The sequence below is a fragment of the Rhizobium zaerense genome (assembly GCF_051810725.1).
Taxonomy (GTDB): Bacteria; Pseudomonadota; Alphaproteobacteria; order Rhizobiales; family Rhizobiaceae; genus Rhizobium; species Rhizobium leguminosarum_I.
Map to the genome: position 1 here is coordinate 248,569 of NZ_JBPWQY020000002.1, position 19,552 is coordinate 268,120.

The window sequence follows — 19,552 nt, forward strand, 5'->3', positions numbered from 1 at the left end:
AACGGCGGCGCAGCAACAGAGACTATCTCGCAATCGTTCTAGTAAGACCTAGGTCTATACTCAGGCTTATCTTCAATTTCTTATCCAATTATAGAAGTCGTGTAGTACTTAACCTATATTAGCTACTGCAACGCCCGTCGAATTGTGGTAATCGATTCCTACTTTAGAGTTTTCTAAACCCCCGTATTGAGAGGGGTTGGTACTCGGGCCGTAGTGGCGTAATGTGTTAAAGGGAGGGTGAAGCTGTGAATTCAGCACTTATACCGAATCTAGACTGCAGGCAGGAAAACATCTCTCTTCCCCTTAAGATAGACAATAACGCGCACACGCCTGTCTTGTCGGCAAGGCAAACGCATTCGCTTCTCATTCTCGACAATCGTGAACTCGATAGGCAATGCCTGGCGCAGTGCATGGCTGCTCAAAAGGCGGATTTGCAGATACTGGCATTTGGATCGATTGATGAGTGGAAGCCGAAGCGCGACGAACATCCGCCGCTTTCGGCAATACTCTTGAACGTCGGCGGCAAAAAGATCGATGAACCGGCCGTTTCAGAGCAAATCCGGAAGCTTTCGTCGGAATTCGCATCAACGCCACTCATCGTATTGGCCGATAGCGACGATTTCGGCCAAATCGTCAGGGCACTTGAGTACGGCGCCAAAGGGTTTATACCCGCCTCAGTCAGCGTCAGTGTGTGTATGGAGCTGATCGCGCTGTCAGTGGCAGGAGGAATTTTTGTGCCTGCAAGCGCCCTGTTCGCCATGCGTCACTTGCTGGACTCGAGCAATTCGACCGCACGCCCGCTCGCCGGGATATTCACGGATCGTCAGGTCGAAGTCGTGGAGGCGCTCCGTCGCGGAAAGGCGAATAAAATTATCGCTTATGAGCTCAACCTGCGCGAAAGCACGGTAAAGGTGCATGTTCGCAATATAATGAAAAAGGTCAAGGCGACGAACAGAACGGAAGTCGTGTTCAAGCTTAACGATCTTTTTCTTTCGGGCGGCTCAGCGGTGAACAGCCTTTGCTGATACGCTCCGCCGATCAAATCATGCATCCCATGACGAGCACATTATCGCTCTAAACATCATCGGTGGCGGCGCGGCAAATACGCCACCGATTCCGCAATTTGACGCCAGAATCCTTCGGTGGGAGACCTTCAGTCTCAGCTGGCATGTTCGTCATCCGCGCCTCTCCAGATGAGGCTGTCTGAAACGTGTAATACCCCCACAGCTAATTGCCGCTGCCCTCAGGAGGCCTGGACAGCGCCATTCGGATCCTTCGCAACGGGGCTCTCTGCGAATGGGGGACCAGCCTCCGCGCAAGATGCCAGAGATACTGAAACTCCGGCAGAGGCGGTACATTCGGCCTCAGGCCATTCAGGCGCAGCTTGACTATGAGGCCATCGACGCCTGAATAAAGTCGCAAGCGCCAACCAGCATCAGATTTGAGATATGGAGATGCTACTTTCTTGCCAGTCGCGGTCCCGCCAACAACAGCGTGGCGAAGAACATTTGCAAGATCTGGCTGCTGACACCGCTCAAGAATATCGGAGAACCATGCAAGCCACTCGGAATCGCTCCGATCGGGAATCTGGTGAATGCTTTTTCGATCCCTGCTATACCGTCCCGAGACGACCCCATCGGCTGAGCGACCGAGTTGCGCGATGACGAGGCGCGCGCGCCTGAATTCGTCGTGGGATAGAGATGGATAGAAATCTTGCAGCCTCCGCGCCCGCTCAAACTGGCCTCTGCAGATCAAAGAGAGAAGAAAATACGCCCACTCCACCGGATCCGGTTTGAGTGCCCCATATTCGGTCATGGTCACCTTAACCAAGCCCACCAGAAGGTCATAGGCGCGATCGGCGTCGCCCTCCTGCAACGCACAGATGGCCAGGCGGAATTTCGCTTCGGGCAGGTAGGATACATAGTCAAGGCAGCGGGCGTAACACTGCTTGGCTTCCTTCACCCTGCCCTGCTCGAGAAGCAAGTCGCCCTGCTTCAGCAAAACGCGATCGCTCGCTTCCCCCACGATATGAACGCTCTCTTGCTTGGAGATACGCTTGACCTTTGTAAGATCCCCAAAGGGGCCGGACTGGATGATCTTTTCGCCGAACTGCAGGTCCTTGTTCAGCATAAACCACTGATAAATTTGCGGCCTGTGGCTTAGTGTATGACACGAATGGATCAAACTGTAACCGGCTGACGTAATACGCTCTATTTCGTCGGGATGGGCAAAAAGGTAATCCAGTCGCTCGACCACATTGTGGCCGTCAACAAAGACACAGTTCTCCATGTCGACAAAGCCGGCTGCTTCTACTGCTGCCGTGCGTTCGGTCACGAGACAGGCCTTTGCGCCCGGAATCTCGAAGTGCTTGCGTACGACCTCGCCGCCCATAGTGCCGCATGTGGGGACGACGAGGCTCGCGTTGAGTGCGCGCGCATAAGCCTCGCCAGACAGGAGCTGGGAAGCTAGCTTGCTCTCATAGGCGTGTTGCGGTGAGACCAGGCAGGGGTAACGGTCGCGGATGATCGGAAAGACTGTCTGTCGCCAGGGATAAAGGCCGTAGGCTTGACCTGTGAGCGTGGCCGGGATGACCTTTTGCTGACCATGGTCGTGGTAGACTTCGGGATCGATGAAATTGGGCCAGACGAACAGATTCTCCTTCACGGCTGGCATATATTCCGGAGTCATAGTTGCGATCGCGAAATACGTCTCGATGCCCCACTGTTCCATATCGGAAAGGAAGCCCGAGCGTCGATCGCACCATGGGTCGGCGTTATGAAGGCCAAGCTTTGGAACGGCGATATGAGTATTGGTGTTGGTAATTTTTATCCGATGTGAGCCGTGCGACCGATAACCACTTTCAAACAGCGTCAGATCCGGCTCGTACCTGCCGCATATCTCTGCATAATCGCAGTCGCGGTTAATGACGACGACATCGAATTGTGTTGCGAGGCATTTGACCTGCTGCTGCATATGCAGCAGCAGGTAACCGGCCGCGTTCGCATTGGGCTGATGGTCCCATTGAAAAAAAACCAGCCGCGGTTTTCGATGATCAACGTTGCTATTCATGTCCCTATCGAATGGCTTCAGGAGCAGTGAGCTCGACGTTGGCAGACGCCAGATGCGGATAAGGCTCTTGCGAGGACTTAACGCTAAACCTGTTCTTTACCCCGCCGGAAAGCTTCCACTCGAAATAAGCAATCGTTCTCTCAAGCCCCTCACGAAGGTTCACCTTCGGCTGCCAGCCCAGGTCGTGCTTTGCGCGGCTGATATCGGGCTTGCGCTGCGTCGGATCGTCAATCGGCAGAGGCTTGTAAACGATGCTTGATTTCGATCCCGTCATCTCGACGACCATTTCGGCAAGCTCCCGGACCTGGAATTCTCCTGGATTACCGAGATTGATCGGCCCCGTAACACCAGCCGGCGCCCCCATTAGGCGGATGAAGCCCTCAATCAGATCGTCTACATAGCAGAAGGAGCGCGTTTGCGTGCCATTGCCGAAGATGGTGATCGGCTCGTTTTGAAGCGCCTGAACGATGAAATTGGAGACGACGCGGCCGTCATTGGCCTGCATGCGCGGCCCGTAAGTATTGAAGATACGCGCTACCCGGATTTCCACGCCATATTGACGATGGTAATCGAAGAACAATGTTTCGGCACACCGCTTGCCTTCGTCATAACATGCCCGCGGCCCGATGGGATTGACGCTGCCTCGATATTCCTCGGGCTGAGGGTGGACTGCCGGATCGCCATAAACTTCACTCGTCGACGCCTGGAAGATCTTCGCCCTGGTGCGTTTTGCCAAGCCGAGCATATTAATGGCTCCGTGCACATTGGTCTTCACGGTCTGTACGGGGTCGTGCTGATAGTGGACCGGAGACGCCGGACAGGCGAGGTTGTAGATCTCGTCGACCTCCACATAGAGCGGGAAGGTAATGTCATGGCGGAGCACCTCAAAGCGAGGATCGTCAAGAAGATGCAGCACATTGTCGCGCGAACCGGTGTAGTAATTGTCCACGCAGAGGACGTCATTGCCCTCGCGCAAAAGCCTTTCGCACAGGAATGATCCCAGAAAGCCGGTGCCGCCGGTTACCATAATTCGCTTTTGTCCGTGCATTGGTGTGCTCCGTTGTTGACGGTTGCCTCGCGAAAGCGAGGATGGTCAGTAGGCTCCCCTGCGCTTGAAAACCGCAGGGATTGTGCTGAGAAGAATTTGGCAGTCAAACCACAGCGACCGGTTGTCGATGTAGAACTCGTCGAGTTGCTGCTGCAGCTCGATATCCGCATTGCTTCGTTCGGATATTTGCCAAAGGCCCGTGAGCCCCGGCGTGACGGAACGGCGCTTGTTTCGAAATTCGCCGTCCATAGCCAGGAGGTGATATTCCGGGAACGGACGCGGCCCGACAATGGCCATCTGCCCGGAAATGATGTTTGCCAATTGCGGGAGCTCGTCGATGCTCGAAGAGCGCAGCATATGTCCTATAACCGGAAGGATACGCGGATCGTCCTTGAGCTTGAAGTGGCTCAACCACTCGGCGCGCATAGTAGGATTGTCTCGGAACAGTGCTTCTAGGCGCTGTTCTGCATCTTGGTACATCGTCCTCAATTTCAGAACGTGCACCGGCTTGCCGGATCGCCCTTCCCTAGTATGCCGGAAGAAGACGGGACCTGGATCGATGGCATAGATTGCGGCCGCTGCAAAAGCGATGAATGGCGCGACCACGATCATTGCAGGGATGGCGATTGCGAGGTCGAGGATTCGGCGAACCGGATCCGAGTTGACCCAACTCCCACCGGTGGTGAGGCGAATGCCGATCTCTCCGCCGACATCCGCAGGTCGCAATCCACTTACCTTGAGGTTCGGCGTGTCGGACAGCAAAATGACTTCGGCGAACTTCCGACGCAGCGCCGCCAAGTCGGGTACAAGCGAGCCTGTGTCACCCGCAATCACGGCAATGGATGGCGCGCCATCGGGCAATGCTTCCAAAGTATCAGGGGAAAAGGGCTCCGGCCTGATGCCATACTGCCAGTGGTTCTCGAAATGGGCCACGAGTGCGGGAGTAAGGTTGCACCCCCCATGACAACCGCACGCTCGCCCCACATTCCAAGTTTCCAGCACAGGCCTCGTGCCAGCCAATGCACAAATGGCTGAACAATCAGCCCGAGAGCGAGGAACCCAATAACGGCAAGCAGCAGTCGTTCCCCCTCGGGCAGGACAATTGCTCCGAATGCCGCCAGAACAGCCACCTTGGCGGCAGCCATGGTGCGCCGCCGTAGATGTTCGTGATCATGTACCCGATATCCAGGATAGAGGCCGGCCGATGCGTAGAGAACAATCGCAGCAAGTGCCGCGATCGTGAAGGTGCGCTCCACTATCGCACCCTGCGAACCACTAGGAAGAAAGGACAGGAGAGCAAAATAGGCAATCAAATAGCTTGCGATGTCGCCGCCGATCAGGAAGGACGAGGTTGCAAACCGAGGAACCCCGCGCCATAGTGCGACGGGCATATTCGGCCCTGCCCGTACAAAGGGATCGGTGGGCTTAGCTGCTATGGGTGGCACGGAACCTGCCGGAATCGCCCGCGCCGCCATGTCATTCGATGTGGCTGCCTTCGACGGACCCGGTCTCATTGCTGGCGACGCAAATAAGGACATGATGGCTTTACACCTTTGCAGCTGCTGCTTTTGGCGCGCTTGATCCAGAAACTCCGTCTTCGATCGGAAACTTCCGAAGCCCCAGTCTCTGGAATGCCGTCAGTGAGATGAAGGTCGGCACGACGAGCGCATAACGCCGCCATAGCCGTCGCGGCTCGCATAAAAGACGAAACGCCCATTCGAAGCCGCTTCTTTGAATGAACCTTGGAGCCTGCCGCTTGAGCCCGGCGTGGAAGTCGAATGCGGCTCCGACACCGATGAGCATCGATGCTTCCAGACTATCGCGCATGCGCGCCATCCAGAGTTCCTGCTTGGGACTGCTCAGCCCGACCCAGATGATATCGGCGCCCGACCGATTAAGCCGGTCAGCAATATCCGTTTCCTCCTGCGTCGACAGTTTGCGAAAAGGCGGTGCATAGGAGCCGACGATCCGTGCTTGCGGAAATTTTGCCAGAAGGCGAGCCTGCAGTTGTTCGAGCGTTTCGGCCGTTGCGCCATAGAGGAAGTGGCGCAAGCCCCTGGAGCTGCCGGAATCGAAAACGGATAACATGAGATCCGGTCCATAGACCCTGTCGCTTTCGGCATAACCAGCACGCTTCAATGCCCAAACAAGCGGCATGCCGTCGGGAGTTACGAGGAAAGCCCGGTTATGTATCGACCGAAGCTCCGGATCATCTTGGCAGCGGACGATGCCGTGTGCGTCTCGAACGCACACATACTCCTTCCTGCCGTCTTCGATCGCTTTTTGAATAAATCCAGTCGCGCTTTTGAGATTGACTGCCGAAATGCGAACACCAAGGACATTCGTCCATTCTAAGGGACCCTTTGAATGAAGAGCTGAAGTTTGGCTGATGCCTGCTGTTTGCTTTCCCATGACCTACGCTTTCGCGATCGAAACTGTCATTAGAATATCCCCGCAGGCCGATTGCCTCCATACTTGCATCTCCAGCTATTGGACGTAGAAGAGATTTCATATTTACGTCTTATGCCACGATGACGTACAATATTCGAAGTAAGTCTATGTACCCCACAGCTTACCCTGTTGCTCTTTTTGATGACCGTTGGCCCGAAATGGCGCTTCGACCAGTGCAGGAGCCGCAGAAGCTACTCATTCTAGTGCGATCAAAGCTGGTGAGGTTTGAGTGCGAACAAAGCCGGGGAGATCGACATGGCCGATCCAATAGGCGAGATGAAGGCCCCGGCTGGCGAGCGTTCACATATGTCCGACAGAACCAACCACCTGCGGAACGAACGTTCCAGCGGCTATGTGTCATATAGTCATCAGGGCTGAGCAAGTGAAACGCCTGAGCCTGGCAGGATCTGCGAACGGATCTGGCCGCGGCTTCACCTGGACGCTCAAAGGGCCTTCACCTTGACCCGATCGATCATCCGACGGCTCGGCTCCTCGCGCAGGATGCGAGTTGGGCAAGGGTTGGAATTTCGCTTTGAAATCGGCGCGCCACACTCATCTCGTCACTATCCGCGCGTGCGGCAGTTACCAGCAGCGCGTGTACGCCATGATTGAAGGGCGTTATGAGTCGCCATAGCTGCGGACCTTATCGCAGCAGAACACGTCGCGGCGCCTTTTGTTACTCGGGCGGCGTGACTACGCTTCCGGTGTCCTCCCCAGACTTCTGAAGATCTGCTAGACTGCCAAATTCTCCCGGACCCATGATCTCCGGATGTACCCTGAAGCTCTTGTCGTTCAAGTTGCCGCTGTAGCGGTTGCGCGCGAATTGCACAAATCCAAGCCCAAGATCGGGAGCGTTGACATACGCTACAACGCCGCTGTCACTGTCAACCGATACAACATTCTCCTCAATACGATTAGGGCGTGCCCATGGCGGACGCCAACCCCTGCCGGTACCGTCATCAACGCGAAAAGCCGAGCCCGATCCGTGTGTGATGACGTTTCCTGCCACCAAGTTGCTCCAACCGCCGTTGATACCGATCGCCGCGACATTGCCCGAGAGCGTATTTCCCTCGATACGCAGCCCGCTCGCCTTCCCATCCGTATAGATCGCCCAGCTGATAGGCGACGGCCATTCACTGGTATTCTCATATCCGGGAGGCCAGAACGTCCCATCGACCCTGTTCATGAGATGACCGGTCCCGGTCACCAGATTGGAGCGGATGGTGCTGTTGAGAGGATCGGCCTGCTCGCCCATCATCTTGATGGCGCCGCCGTCTGCGGTCTGCTGATTGGCGTTATGGATCTCGTTATGCTCGATGACAGCGTTATAGACGGCGTCGTTAGAACCCCATAGCGAACCGCCGGCGATTCCGAACTGCGCCGTGTTTTCGATCAGGTTGTCGGCGATCCTGACATTGTCCGCCGCCTGGAACCATATTCCTGCGGTTTCAATGTAAACCTTTCCGATGTCATGAATATGGTTTGAAAGGATCCTGGAGCCGCTTGACTTGCCGAACGTGCCATAATTTGTGCCGACGTAAATCCCGTTGCCAGCGACGTCGGCAACCACATTGCCGGCAATCAACGAATCCTTGCTTTCCGTCACATGGACCCCGACGCCGACATTTTCGATGCTGTTGCCGAGAATCTTAACGCCATCAGCGTGTTCAATCCGTATGGCGCCAAAGCCTCTGGTTTCCGTATAGAACTTGCCGCTGCCTTCAGGAGCTCCATCTCTAAACTCGACCCCTGATATGACCATCCTATCGGCCCCATCCAATTTGAAGAATGTCGGCAGAATGCCAGCAACGACGACGGAATTGGGTAACGACTGATCGACAGGGATATACTGAAGCTGGCCCGCGACAAGGTCGTACCACCACTCTCCGGGAGTATCGAGCAAGGCCTTGGCTCCGGTTAGGAAATAGCGGCTGCCTTCTGCGGTAAAGAAATAGCCTGTGCCTTTCGTATGGACAGTCCGGCCTGCGCCATCGATGGATACAACTGGGAGCGTGTCATTGCCCCACTGGCTTCCCGGTTGAAACCCCCGACGATGTCCACGACCAGCCCACTTGTATCAGCCATTGCCGGAAGATCGCTGGCATGGAAACAAAAGCGCGTGTTTCCTTCCCACACGTCGATGGCAGGCTCGCACTTTGCGGCAAACAACCATCCCTTGCGTGAATCGCCATCAGCAGGAGCGTTGGGATATCGTGCCCGAGTTTGGCGTTTCCCATTGACGAAAAGGTCGCCGATTCCTTCATCCGGTGGCAATTTCAGCGGGGCCGTCCAGCGACCGTCGGCCTGCTGCGCCCAGTTACGCACGCGCAGCCCCCCGTGCAAAATCGGCGCTTCATTGCACCTTGCCGTGAGCATCAAGCCTGTATCGCGGGAGTCAAAGACGATTGGCTGAGTAAGGTAGTAATCGCCTTCACCCAGCGCGATTGTGTTGGTGCCGCCCTTCTCACGGGCAGCATCACGGGCTCTTTCAATGCTGGCGAAAGGGCCGTCGCCGCCCTGCTGATTTGCTGTCGGAAGGAGGCCACTCCAGGTGTCTTTGCCATCGGGAGAAACGTAGAATATCGTCCGCGCCCCAGCGCTGCTGCTCAATATGTCGCTTAAAGAAGTCCCATTCAACTTGGCTGAGACAGTCGCGGGAGCTTCCGCACAAGTCGCCTCCCTGACGAGCATCTGCAAGCGCTCAGGCGCATCTATCTCTGTCCCGACTGGAGCCGGATTGCCGGACTGCGGATAGAGCATGACAGGCAAAATGCTCAGGATCAGTCCAAAATGCCGCCTCATGATATCTGCAACCCGTTCCCAAGGCCACGCGAGGGCGCCTGCCGAGGTGGCGAACGGCTGAGCGAAACGACGGGCGCGTACAGCGAAAACATGATGATGGCTGCGGTAAACAGGATGAAGATGGCGTCATTCTGAACGAAAAAAATGCTTTCGGTCAGGTTCATCACCAGAACCATGATCGTAAGGACATTGAGCCAGAGCCAACCGTATTGCGGATCATGACATTGAAGGAACGCGCCCTGACGGATTGCATAAGGAAGCATCATAACGAACGGAACCACTCCCATGATGCCAAAGCTCAACAAGATATCGCGGTACCCATTGTGCGCGTGGGGCGCCGCCCATCCGAGCATTAACCAGATATGAGTCGCTTCTGGGTTCGCGACTGTCCAAAAAGCCTGGTAACCATAGCCTAACATCCAACGGTCGGATATTTCGCGATCAACCAGTTCCCACAATGGCACCCGCCCCGTCAAAGTCGCATCCTTTCCGAGCGCTTCAAGGGCCGGAACCAGGAATTCGTGAAGGGAAATTAGGATACCGAGAGACAGCTGAACGAAAAACAGGACTATGACGACGCGGCCAATGCTGCTGCTTTTTTGCAGCAGGGAATAAAAACCGATCAGGCAATATGCCACTGATGTTGCAATAATCGCAGTCATCGATCCCGAGCTTGCAAGACAGATCACACCCGCCGCCAACAAGATGAACGCTGTTCGCCGCAGGCCGAGCGTCCCGTCGATCAGCACGGCCGTCGCCACCAAGATCATCAACGACGCGTACCAGCCCAGGACGTTCTTGTGAATGAAGACGCCCCGCATTGCACCATCCGGCATACTGGCGAGGCTAGGTGACACGACTGACATTACCACACTGAGGGAGATACAGGCTCCAAGGGTTACAAACAGCAGGAACAGCAGCTGCTTAGGCGTGAAACGTATCGCCAGGACATAGGAAAGAAGCAAGCAAAACAAAAGGCCGGTTGCCCGCCTCAAGGTCGTTGAAGGTCCTATTGACCAAAGTGCAGACAGGAACGGCAGGACAAGGATCAGGGGAACAATCAGATTTCGCCTGAGCGCCACTAAAAATTGCGGAAAATTGCGCACCAGAATCACGATTGTAAATGCATACACAGGAAAGCAAGGAAGACGCAGTATAGACTTGGCAGATTCGCTGAGCGTTCCGTCCGCATCGGCCAGGATCAGTGGCAGAAAGGCGCCTGCCTGAATGAAAAGGGATATGCCGGCGCCCCAGCATTCTATGGCCCGCCAACTGATAGTAGGTCCGCTGGCACTTCCGAGGCTATCCACTCTCATTATCCGTTCCGACTGACTTGAAAAGACAAGCGACTGTTGATCGCGGCAGATCAAAAAACAGGTGTCGGCCTTCGTGCTGCGCTGCTCTCAAGCAATCATCCGGCCACATCCTCAGTCAACCTGTCCTAGCGAAGGGCGGGCTACGCCTAATGCACCTTCGCTCCACCTAAAGACGGTGTTGTGCGTAAGCTTTCAGCCGGTATTTACCCAAAAGGCGGGTCTTCATGTCCGCCGATTGCCCATAAGAGCAGATGTTGCGCATGTCCGTTCACCGCTACCGTGGCGATGAGTGTCTTGTGAAGCGTGGTGGGTAAGCCGCGGTTCCACTGGAATGAGGCAACAATTCTGACAGAGGCTCTCTCTGCAGGCGAAGCCTGGAAGGTTTAGGATTATTATGTTTCTGCGTCACGATCCTAGTTCTCTATGCAAGACGACGGGCGCTCTCCTTGTCGTGGCGATCTCATGGGCTCTGCGTGAGATGCTGTTTGGCCGACAAGGTCTTTTGGATATCGCCGTCACCGAGGCTCCGAACCTCGATGGCTGCGTAGAGGTCGACGTCCTAAGCAACTTTGCGCTGCTGTACAGCGGTGCATCGCCGCAACTCGCCTGAGAGCGCGTCATGGAGCAGCCGGCCCTCAGTGTTCTCGTCAATAATTACAACTACGCTCGCTTCGTCGGGCGGGCCATAGACAGCGTGTTGAGCCAAGACGCGCCCAACGTCGAGATAATCGTCGTCGATGACGGCTCGACTGACCAGTCGCCGTCCGTTCTGGAAGCGTATAACAGCCGAGTGAAGGTGATCTTTCAGGAGAACGCAGGACAGGCCGCTGCGATCAACACCGCTGTGGGTTCAAGCGTGGGCGAGATCCTCTGTTTTCTGGATGCCGACGACTGGTGGGCGCCGAGCAAGCTGTCGGCGACGGCTGCAGCGTTCCGCGCAAACCCCCAAGCATCCCTCGTCTATCACCGACTGCAGCCAACGCTTGTCGATGGCAGGCCGACCTCCAAGCCGATCCCGCGAAGCCTTTGTTCGGGCGCTTTGTCGCCGCTACTCACCAGATCGGCTGGTTGGTGGCCTTTTCCGATGACGTCAGCCATCGCGGTACGACGTAGCGCGTGGAATGCCGCGGGCAGCATTCCCGAACAATTCCGCATATCAGCCGACGCCTGGCTCGTGGGGATCTATCCGTTTCTGGGGGACGTCATTGCGATGCCGGATCCGCTTGGATTCTACCGCATCCACAATAACAACTGGTATCGCGCGACCGAGGATGCGACCACACTAAGGAGGCGGATGAAACACTGGCAGCAAACCGTTGAAGCAACGAACCTGTTTCTTTCAGCCCATAAGCTGCCGGCAAGACTACATCTGACGGATCACTATCCCTATCGCATCGCGTCGGCAAAGCTGCAGGGAGCTGATGCACGCACCCGGTTCAAGCTTGCCCTCGAAGGCCTCTTCTTTGCCGGCGAGCCGAACCTGCTCAGGCGGACGCGCGATAGTTTGCGCTCGGCGCGCGGCCTGTCGCGGCTCGGTCTGGACGTCGGCTTGTCGGAGGCAACGAAATGAAGGCGCTGTTATTGGTTTCCGAACTGGAAGACTATACCATCTCATTTGCCAGCGGCGTTGCCCAACACCTGAACGTTGTGCTTGCCGTGCCACGCCGGCGCTATGCACATCTCGCCTCTTCCATCGATCCGGCTGTCGATCTGCACCTTCTGGACTGGCCGAGACACCGTTCTCTCTCCAATCCCTGGTTTCTGTACCAGCTTACGCGTCTGATCCGGCGGGAACGGCCGAACCTCATTCATCTCCTCAGCAATTCTACACTTTGGCTGAACCTCGCCGTGCCGTTCTGGCGCCCGATCCCGCTTGTGACGACCATTCATGACGTGGAAATCCATCCCGGCGATTCCGACACGCGTACGCTGCCCGGCTGGGCCCCCGAATTGATGGTGAAGCAATCCGGACATCTGGTCGTCCATGGCGAGGGACTGAAGCGGCTGGTCCTAAATCGATATGCAAAATCGGCGGACTGTGTCCATGTCCTGTCGCATCCCTCCATCCTTCGCTATGCGGAGCTCGCCCGGCGACAGAAGATGGCGCCGCGCGGAGCGGATGGAACCATACGCGTCCTGCTCTTCGGACGGATTTTTGCCTATAAGGGCCTGGAACAACTGGTCCGGGCCGAGGCCATGCTCAAGGACGTACTTCCTAACCTGCGCATCACGGTCGCAGGCCGCGGCGACAATCCGCTCATCTTCCAGCCGCTCATGGGGGATGCGGGCCGCTACGATATTCGTAATCGTTTTATCGCCGATGCAGAGGTCGCCCAGCTTTTCCTGGACACCGACATCGTCGTGCTTCCCTATATGGAAGCATCCCAAAGCGGTGTGCTCAACCTTGCCGCCGCATTTGGCAAACCTGTTATCGTTACTGATGTCGGCGAGTTGCGGGGCACCGTTCAGCCCAACGGGTTGGGAATGGTGGTCCCTCCCGGAGATGCCAACGAGCTCGCGGCGGCGATCAGGACATTGGCAGACAACGTCGAGCTTAGAAAACATTTCGGTGCCAATGCGCTCGAATGGGCCAAAGGACCGAATTCGCCTGAACGGGTCGGCGCCCAGGCCGCGGCCGTTTATCGGGAGGTGGTCGGGTCATGCTGACGGAGGCCCTCACGGACAGAAGTCAAATGGCAGCACGGAGCGCGGCCAGCGTCCGCCACTATGTTCCGGGCGGCTGCGAGAACGGCGGCGGCATTGGCAGGCTGGTCGGCTATATAACAGAGACAGCGAAAGAGACCGGCACGAAACACTTCGTCACCGATACCAGAGGGGCTCGATGGTCCAAGGTGACGTCACCCGCACGCCTGCTCGGCGCCATTCTGACGATGGCAAAGGATCGGATTGTCGCGCCAGCCCGCATTCACCATTTCCATATCGCTGGCCGCGGCAGCACCTACCGAAAACTGATCCTGACCGAGGCTGCCCGAATGTTCGGGTGCTGCCACATATTGCACCTGCACGACTACGACTACGCCGGCGACTTTGCGAAACGCTCGCCGCACCAACAACGGCTCATACGTCGGATGTTTCAGAATGCCGATCGCGTTGTGGCGCTCGGCCGGCGTGATTGCATGACGCTGACGACACTTTTGGCTGTAGACGAGCGCCGCACGGTCGTTGCCCATAATTGCGTCCCCGATCCTGGGGCGCACAATATTCGTGTCGGTCAGACACCGTTGATCGTATTCCTTGGCCGGTTGAGCGAACGCAAGGGGGTCACGGAGCTTCTGTTGGCCCTCAGCCACCCGGTCATGAAACAACTCCAATGGCGGGCCGTGCTGGCAGGCGATGGGCCTGTCGAGGATTATCGCAGCCAAGCTGACTCCATGGCGCTTTCAAATCTTGTAGAGATGCCCGGCTGGCTTGACGCCGTTGAGGCGCGAGCTCTGTGTGCGCGTGCAGATATCCTGGTCTTGCCTTCGCACGCCGAAGGTCTGGCCATGGCGGTGCTCGAAGGGCTGTCCCACGGCCTCGCCGTCGTCACCACGCGTGTCGGGGCGCATGACGAAGTCATTACCGATGGTGAAACCGGCATCTTCGTCCCAGTCGGAGACCAGGATGCCTTGGCTGCAGCCTTGGCGAAGCTGGTGTCCGATCCAGAAATCTGCATCCGCCTTTCGGTCCAGGGGCGCGCACACTATCTCAACCATTTCAGTATGACGGCCTATACGCGGTCGCTCGACAAACTTTACGAAACCGTTTCCGCGAAACCCCAAGCAATGGTTGGCGCCCGATGACGATTTCCACTGTTCCGCCGGACCGCAACCTTCCCATTTCACAGATGCGCTACGATCCTCGCTTTCAGGTGGAGACCAAGGCAGACAACTTTGATTTGGCAGCCGCCTTCCGTCTCCTCCGGCGAAGAATGATCATGATCATCGCGATAACCGCGCTTTTGATGGCGCCCACAGTACTTATTATCTCAGGGTTGAAGCCCGCCTATCAGGCCTGGGCCCGAATAATTGTCCACCAGCCTCTCGCAACATCACTTGGTGCCGACGATAGCCACAGTGATCTACTTGACGCGAAATCGGAGACTGAGCGGCTTCTATCCAGAACCATCGCAGAGCGGGTCGTCCATGAACTGCGGTTCAACCTGCGGCCGGAATTCAATCCAGCGCTGCGCGACATCTCATTCATTGAGAGGATCCGGGCAAAATTGCGCGGCCTGCTCGACACAGAAAAACCCACCTCGCCTGTACGCGACAACATCGACGCCATCATTCCGGAATATTTTAGGGCTCTCGGCGTATGGCACGAAGACAAGAGTGACGTTATCCAGATCAGCTTCACGTCGAATGATCCTGAACTCGCAGCCGCGGTCCCGAACCGGATCATCAGCCTCTACCTCGATGAACGGAAGGACAATCTCGGTGGCCGCCTGGATTCAGCGCAAAAATGGATCCGACAGCGCATTACCGAACAGCAGGCGCGCGCGGATGCTGCTCGCGACGCTGCCCGCAATTATCAAGAATCGATGGACGTCGTCTCGAAAGAAGATGCTCAGGATGAACGGATCAAATCAATCATAGAAGTCACTGGCCGTGAAGGGAAAATCGAAGAAAGTCGCCTCGAAGTCAAGGCCACGATATCCACGTTGGAAGCAACGGATAACGCTTCGGTCGCTGCGGAGAATATCGCCGTCCCCGACAACATTGCCACAAAGCAACGCGATCTTCGCGCACAGGAGCAAGATCTCGGCCGCCTTCTTCAGACATATGATGGCAATGCCGAGGCCGTGGTGGATTTACGTGGGAAGATCAAGGAGTCCCGTGCCGATCTCAACCTTGCGACCAAACAATATCTCCAAACAATGCGCGCCAAGCTCGCCGCACTTGATCACGAAGCTAATTCAATACAATCCATCTTGGCTGAAGCTCATGAAAAACGCACACACGATGCGGTGGTGCAGACGGAATTGACCCGACTGCAGCATATCGCCGACTTAGAACAAGCGGCACTGGACAAGCTTGAGGATCAGCGCCGTGACCTTGCCGCCAAGGCCATGCTGCCAGGGGCGGAATTGGAAGTTTTATCACCTGCTTCAGTGCCTATCGCGTCACAGGGACGTGGACGGCTTTTCTATCTGATGGGTGCGCTCCTGGCTGCAATCTCGGGAGCCGTAACGGCTGCTTTCGTGATCGAAATGTCGGACCGGACTGTCCGGAGTTTCGACCAAATAGCTGCAATGGCGCGCACGATCCCGGCTGGACTTATCCCGCGTCTGGCGCGGTGGGAAAATTCGAAAACGATGTTCGAACATATGCCGGTCCCCATGTTTGACGAAGCAATCCGTACTGTGGTGCTTTCACTCAAACAGTCCAATGGCGGCAAATTACCGAACAGTATCGTCGTTACCTCGGCCCACAGCGGGGAAGGCAAGTCGCTTGTCGCGAGATCGCTGGCTATCGAACTTGCCGCCGCCGCAATTCCGGTGCTGCTGGTCGATGGCGATCTTCGGCGGGGAAGACTCAATTCGTTTTTCAGGTCGGGTTTAATGCACGGACTGAACGAATTCCTGAATGGTCACGCCGATCTCCGCGACATCGTCTACCGCCATCCAAGCGGTATCGACTTCATTCCGTCTGGAAAATTCAGTCTCCAGCGGCGCACCCGTTCGAACGGCCTGTCAGAAATCATCGAGATGGCGAGCGCGGGCGGCCAGATTGTCATCTTCGACAGCGCGCCGGTGCTCGCCTCGGCGGATACCGTACATTTGACTGCCCTGGCGGAAAGAACACTGGCAGTTGTCAGGTGGGGAAAGACGAGCCGCCGCGCGGTCGAGTTCAGCTTGCAGCAAATGAAAACCTCGCGAAATTCGGAAATTGTTGTGGCGATCAACAATGTAAATCCGGAAAGGCATGCGCTGTATAATTTCAGTGACTCGGAGTTATTTTCGAAATCCTTGATGAAATACTACAAGTTAAAATCGTAGATACACCTCATATAAGCCGCAATAAGTCACGTTTATGAATCTGTACGCACTAAACATGAGAATATACTGCTGCATTAGTATTCGAGTTAGAGGGCAATCATGGATGCGGGAATGACAAAGAACGGAAAAGTCGCGCTGATTACGGGTATAACAGGTCAGGACGGTGCGTATTTGGCCGAATTGCTCCTGGAGAAGGGCTATATTGTTCACGGCCTCAAGCGACGCTCATCATCCTTCAACACCAGTCGCATCGAACATCTATACGAGGATCCCCATGTCGAAAATCCTCGCTTTATTCTGCATTACGGGGACATGACCGATTCAACGAACCTCATCCGCGTCGTTCAGGAAACGCAGCCGGACGAGATCTACAATCTCGCCGCACAGAGCCACGTTCAAGTCTCTTTCGAAACGCCGGAATATACGGCTAACGCCGATGGAACCGGCACCCTTCGGCTCCTTGAAGCAATTCGCCTCCTGGGGCTGACCAGGAAGACCCGCTTCTATCAAGCCTCCACTTCAGAGCTCTACGGCAAAGTTCAGGAAGTCCCGCAAAGCGAAACGACGCCGTTCTACCCCCGATCCCCCTATGCGGCGGCCAAGCTCTACGCTTATTGGATTGTGGTCAATTATCGCGAGGCATATGGCATGCACGCCTCGAACGGCATTTTGTTCAATCATGAAAGCCCGATCCGCGGCGAGACATTCGTGACACGTAAAATCACCCGGGCGGCGGCTGCGATCCATCTTGGGCTGCAGGAAAGGCTCTATCTCGGCAATTTGGATGCCAAGCGCGACTGGGGACATGCACGAGAATATGTCCGCGGCATGTGGCTGATGCTGCAACAGGACGAACCGGAGGACTATGTCCTTGCGACCGGCGAAACGCACTCGGTTCGTTCCTTTGTTGACAAGGCCTTTGCCAACGTGGGCATGCCGATTGATTGGCGCGGGAACGGGGTTGAGGAAAAGGGATACGATAAGACATCCGGTCAGTGTGTGGTGGAAATCGATCCAGCTTACTTCCGTCCGACTGAAGTTGATCTCCTGATTGGCGATCCGGCGAAGGCGCACACGAAGCTTGGCTGGAAACATGAGACCAGTCTCGATCAGCTGGTTGCGGAGATGGTTCGCGAGGATCTGAAAGTCATGGCACGAAGTGTTCCGTCGGTCGGTGTAACCAGAGGTTTCGCCCATGCCTGAGGTGATCTACAGCCTTGCCGGAAAAAGGGTCTATGTTGCGGGCCACCGCGGCATGGTGGGCTCTGCGATCGTGCGGCGTCTCGCTTCCGAGGGCTGCGAGATTTTGACGGCCACTCGCGCCGAGGTCGATCTCAGACGGCAGGACCAGGTGGAGGCCTGGATGATTAGGAATCGTCCCGACGCTGTCTTCCTAGCTGCTGCGAGGGTCGGTGGTATTCTCGCGAACGCTACCTATCCAGCCGACTTCCTTTACGACAACTTGATTCTGCAAGCGAACGTCATACACGCGGCCCATAGAGCTCACGTCGAAAAACTGATGTTTCTGGGCTCGTCCTGCATCTATCCGAAATTCGCCGATCAGCCGATCATCGAGGACTCACTTCTGACTGGATCACTTGAGCCCACGAACGAATGGTATGCGATCGCCAAAATTGCCGGATTAAAGCTCTGCCATGCCTACCGCAAACAGCACGGTAGAGATTTCATCTCGGCCATGCCTACCAATCTTTATGGTCCAGGGGATAATTTTGACCTCGGGTCGAGCCATGTCATGCCGGCGCTCATACGCAAGGCGCATGAGGCCAAGATCAATCAGCAGCAAGAGATATGCATCTGGGGGACTGGCACGCCGCGGCGCGAATTCCTGCATGTTGACGATTGCGCCGACGCCTGCCTCCATCTCATGAAGACCTATTCCGCCGAAAATCATGTGAACGTAGGTTCGGGCGAAGACATTACCATCCTTGATTTGGGATACCTCGTCTCCAAGGTCGTAGGTTTCGAAGGCAAGATCACGCGCGACCTCACCAAGCCAGATGGCACGCCACGTAAACTCTTGAGCGTCGACAAGCTTCGCACTCTCGGCTGGGCGCCTAAGATAGGTCTGAAGGAGGGTATCGCGGACGCCTACCGCTCCTTCCTGGATGGGCATTATCTCGAACGCAGCAACAAGGCTTTGTCGGGCGACTTGATCGGTCAAAGCGATATCAATTTTGAAAGAGCCAAAACTTCGGCGCTGCACACGCCCACGCTGTCCGCGGTCGCACATCATCCCTTGCGCACAGCGAATTTGCACGAGGGATAATCGGGTTTTGTCTCGGCGGGCCGCATATGGGGGGGAGCAAATAATGCAACGAGTTGAAATTAAGTTGCAGCACTAATTTTCCGATAACCGTGTGGGTGATGATTATCAGAGCGGCAATGGATTTTTTCACAGTCCAGATCCCGATATCGCTTGTCGCGTTCTTACACGGATAGTCCAATCCATGTCGGATGGCTCCGCGAGATTACCTTCGAGCCGCGGCGGGCACTCTTTCCTGAAGCAGGCATTCAGTTTCTGCTCGCCGATCTTTTGGTGCCCGTGGGTCATCGACGAGGCGGTGAACCCGCTCAATCTGCTGAGCGATCTATCCTCCTGGCGCAGTCCGCCCGGCCTTGATGCCGACTGTCGGCAGGTAAAGCCTCAAGAACGCGGTACACCTAATTGACGGTAAGCGCGAAAAGCAAGATGCGTGTGCTCGAGCCAATCTTGCCGACGGTCGAACGGGTCGACGTCTCCTTGAGACGCCTCAGCGCGCTACACCTTGTCCAAGGCGGGCAAAGCGGCGACATCAGGTACGGTCTTCGGCAGATCATAACTCTCTGAAGCTATGGTAACTGTTT

11 protein-coding genes and 2 pseudogenes are annotated in these 19,552 nt (G+C 56.1%); 7 read left to right on the top strand and 6 right to left on the bottom strand.

Going from position 1 to position 19,552, the window contains the following annotated elements; translation table 11 throughout:
- The first annotated feature begins 245 nt into the window (after window positions 1-245).
- Complete coding sequence (locus tag ACS4RR_RS25520) at window positions 246-1,025, top strand: response regulator transcription factor (protein ID WP_260111791.1); 780 nt, start codon at window positions 246-248, stop codon at window positions 1,023-1,025.
- 202 nt (window positions 1,026-1,227) lie between these two features.
- Here ACS4RR_RS25520 and ACS4RR_RS25525 read toward each other — a convergent pair whose 3' ends face one another.
- The 6 genes and pseudogenes from ACS4RR_RS25525 to ACS4RR_RS25550 all read right to left on the bottom strand — a co-directional run bounded on the left by ACS4RR_RS25525 (window position 1,228) and on the right by ACS4RR_RS25550 (window position 10,686).
- The gene (locus ACS4RR_RS25525) at window positions 1,228-3,069 is read right to left on the bottom strand and encodes a glycosyltransferase family protein (RefSeq protein ID WP_260111792.1); all 1,842 of its coding nucleotides are present in this window, start codon (window positions 3,067-3,069) and stop codon (window positions 1,228-1,230) included.
- A gap of 4 nt (window positions 3,070-3,073) precedes the next feature.
- Window positions 3,074-4,117: a UDP-glucuronic acid decarboxylase family protein gene (locus tag ACS4RR_RS25530; RefSeq protein ID WP_260111793.1), complete on the bottom strand. Its 1,044-nt coding sequence runs from the start codon at window positions 4,115-4,117 to the stop codon at window positions 3,074-3,076.
- Window positions 4,118-4,162: 45 nt separating this feature from the next.
- Window positions 4,163-5,655: pseudogene (locus ACS4RR_RS25535) on the bottom strand (sugar transferase).
- Window positions 5,656-5,662: 7 nt separating this feature from the next.
- Window positions 5,663-6,529 (bottom strand): WecB/TagA/CpsF family glycosyltransferase, encoded by an 867-nt coding sequence (locus ACS4RR_RS25540; RefSeq protein ID WP_456190188.1) that lies wholly within the window; start codon window positions 6,527-6,529, stop codon window positions 5,663-5,665.
- 715 nt (window positions 6,530-7,244) lie between these two features.
- Window positions 7,245-9,370: pseudogene (locus ACS4RR_RS25545) on the bottom strand (right-handed parallel beta-helix repeat-containing protein).
- Window positions 9,367-10,686, bottom strand: coding sequence for an O-antigen ligase family protein (locus ACS4RR_RS25550; protein WP_456190189.1), 1,320 nt, complete (start codon window positions 10,684-10,686; stop codon window positions 9,367-9,369). The pseudogene ACS4RR_RS25545 and the gene ACS4RR_RS25550 overlap by 4 nt, the downstream one beginning before the upstream one ends.
- Before the next feature lie 619 nt (window positions 10,687-11,305).
- Between ACS4RR_RS25550 and ACS4RR_RS25555 the strand changes: the two genes are divergently transcribed.
- The 6 genes from ACS4RR_RS25555 to fcl all read left to right on the top strand — a co-directional run bounded on the left by ACS4RR_RS25555 (window position 11,306) and on the right by fcl (window position 18,974).
- Window positions 11,306-12,256, top strand: coding sequence for a glycosyltransferase family 2 protein (locus ACS4RR_RS25555; RefSeq protein ID WP_456190190.1), 951 nt, complete (start codon window positions 11,306-11,308; stop codon window positions 12,254-12,256).
- Entirely contained in the window at window positions 12,253-13,353 is a 1,101-nt protein-coding gene (locus ACS4RR_RS25560; RefSeq protein WP_260111799.1) for a glycosyltransferase family 4 protein, read from the top strand. The genes ACS4RR_RS25555 and ACS4RR_RS25560 overlap by 4 nt, the downstream gene beginning before the upstream one ends.
- On the top strand, window positions 13,347-14,489 hold the full coding sequence (locus ACS4RR_RS25565) for a glycosyltransferase family 4 protein (RefSeq protein WP_456190191.1): 1,143 nt from the start codon (window positions 13,347-13,349) through the stop codon (window positions 14,487-14,489). The genes ACS4RR_RS25560 and ACS4RR_RS25565 overlap by 7 nt, the downstream gene beginning before the upstream one ends.
- Window positions 14,486-16,687, top strand: coding sequence for a GumC family protein (locus ACS4RR_RS25570; protein WP_456190192.1), 2,202 nt, complete (start codon window positions 14,486-14,488; stop codon window positions 16,685-16,687). The genes ACS4RR_RS25565 and ACS4RR_RS25570 overlap by 4 nt, the downstream gene beginning before the upstream one ends.
- A gap of 99 nt (window positions 16,688-16,786) precedes the next feature.
- Window positions 16,787-17,890 (top strand): GDP-mannose 4,6-dehydratase, encoded by a 1,104-nt coding sequence (gene gmd / locus ACS4RR_RS25575; protein WP_456190193.1) that lies wholly within the window; start codon window positions 16,787-16,789, stop codon window positions 17,888-17,890.
- Window positions 17,883-18,974 carry a GDP-L-fucose synthase gene (fcl, locus tag ACS4RR_RS25580; protein WP_260111803.1) on the top strand — a complete coding sequence of 364 codons (1,092 nt, stop codon included), beginning with the start codon at window positions 17,883-17,885 and terminating at the stop codon, window positions 18,972-18,974. Before gmd ends, fcl begins: the two co-directional genes overlap by 8 nt.
- The last annotated feature ends 578 nt before the right edge of the window (window positions 18,975-19,552 follow it).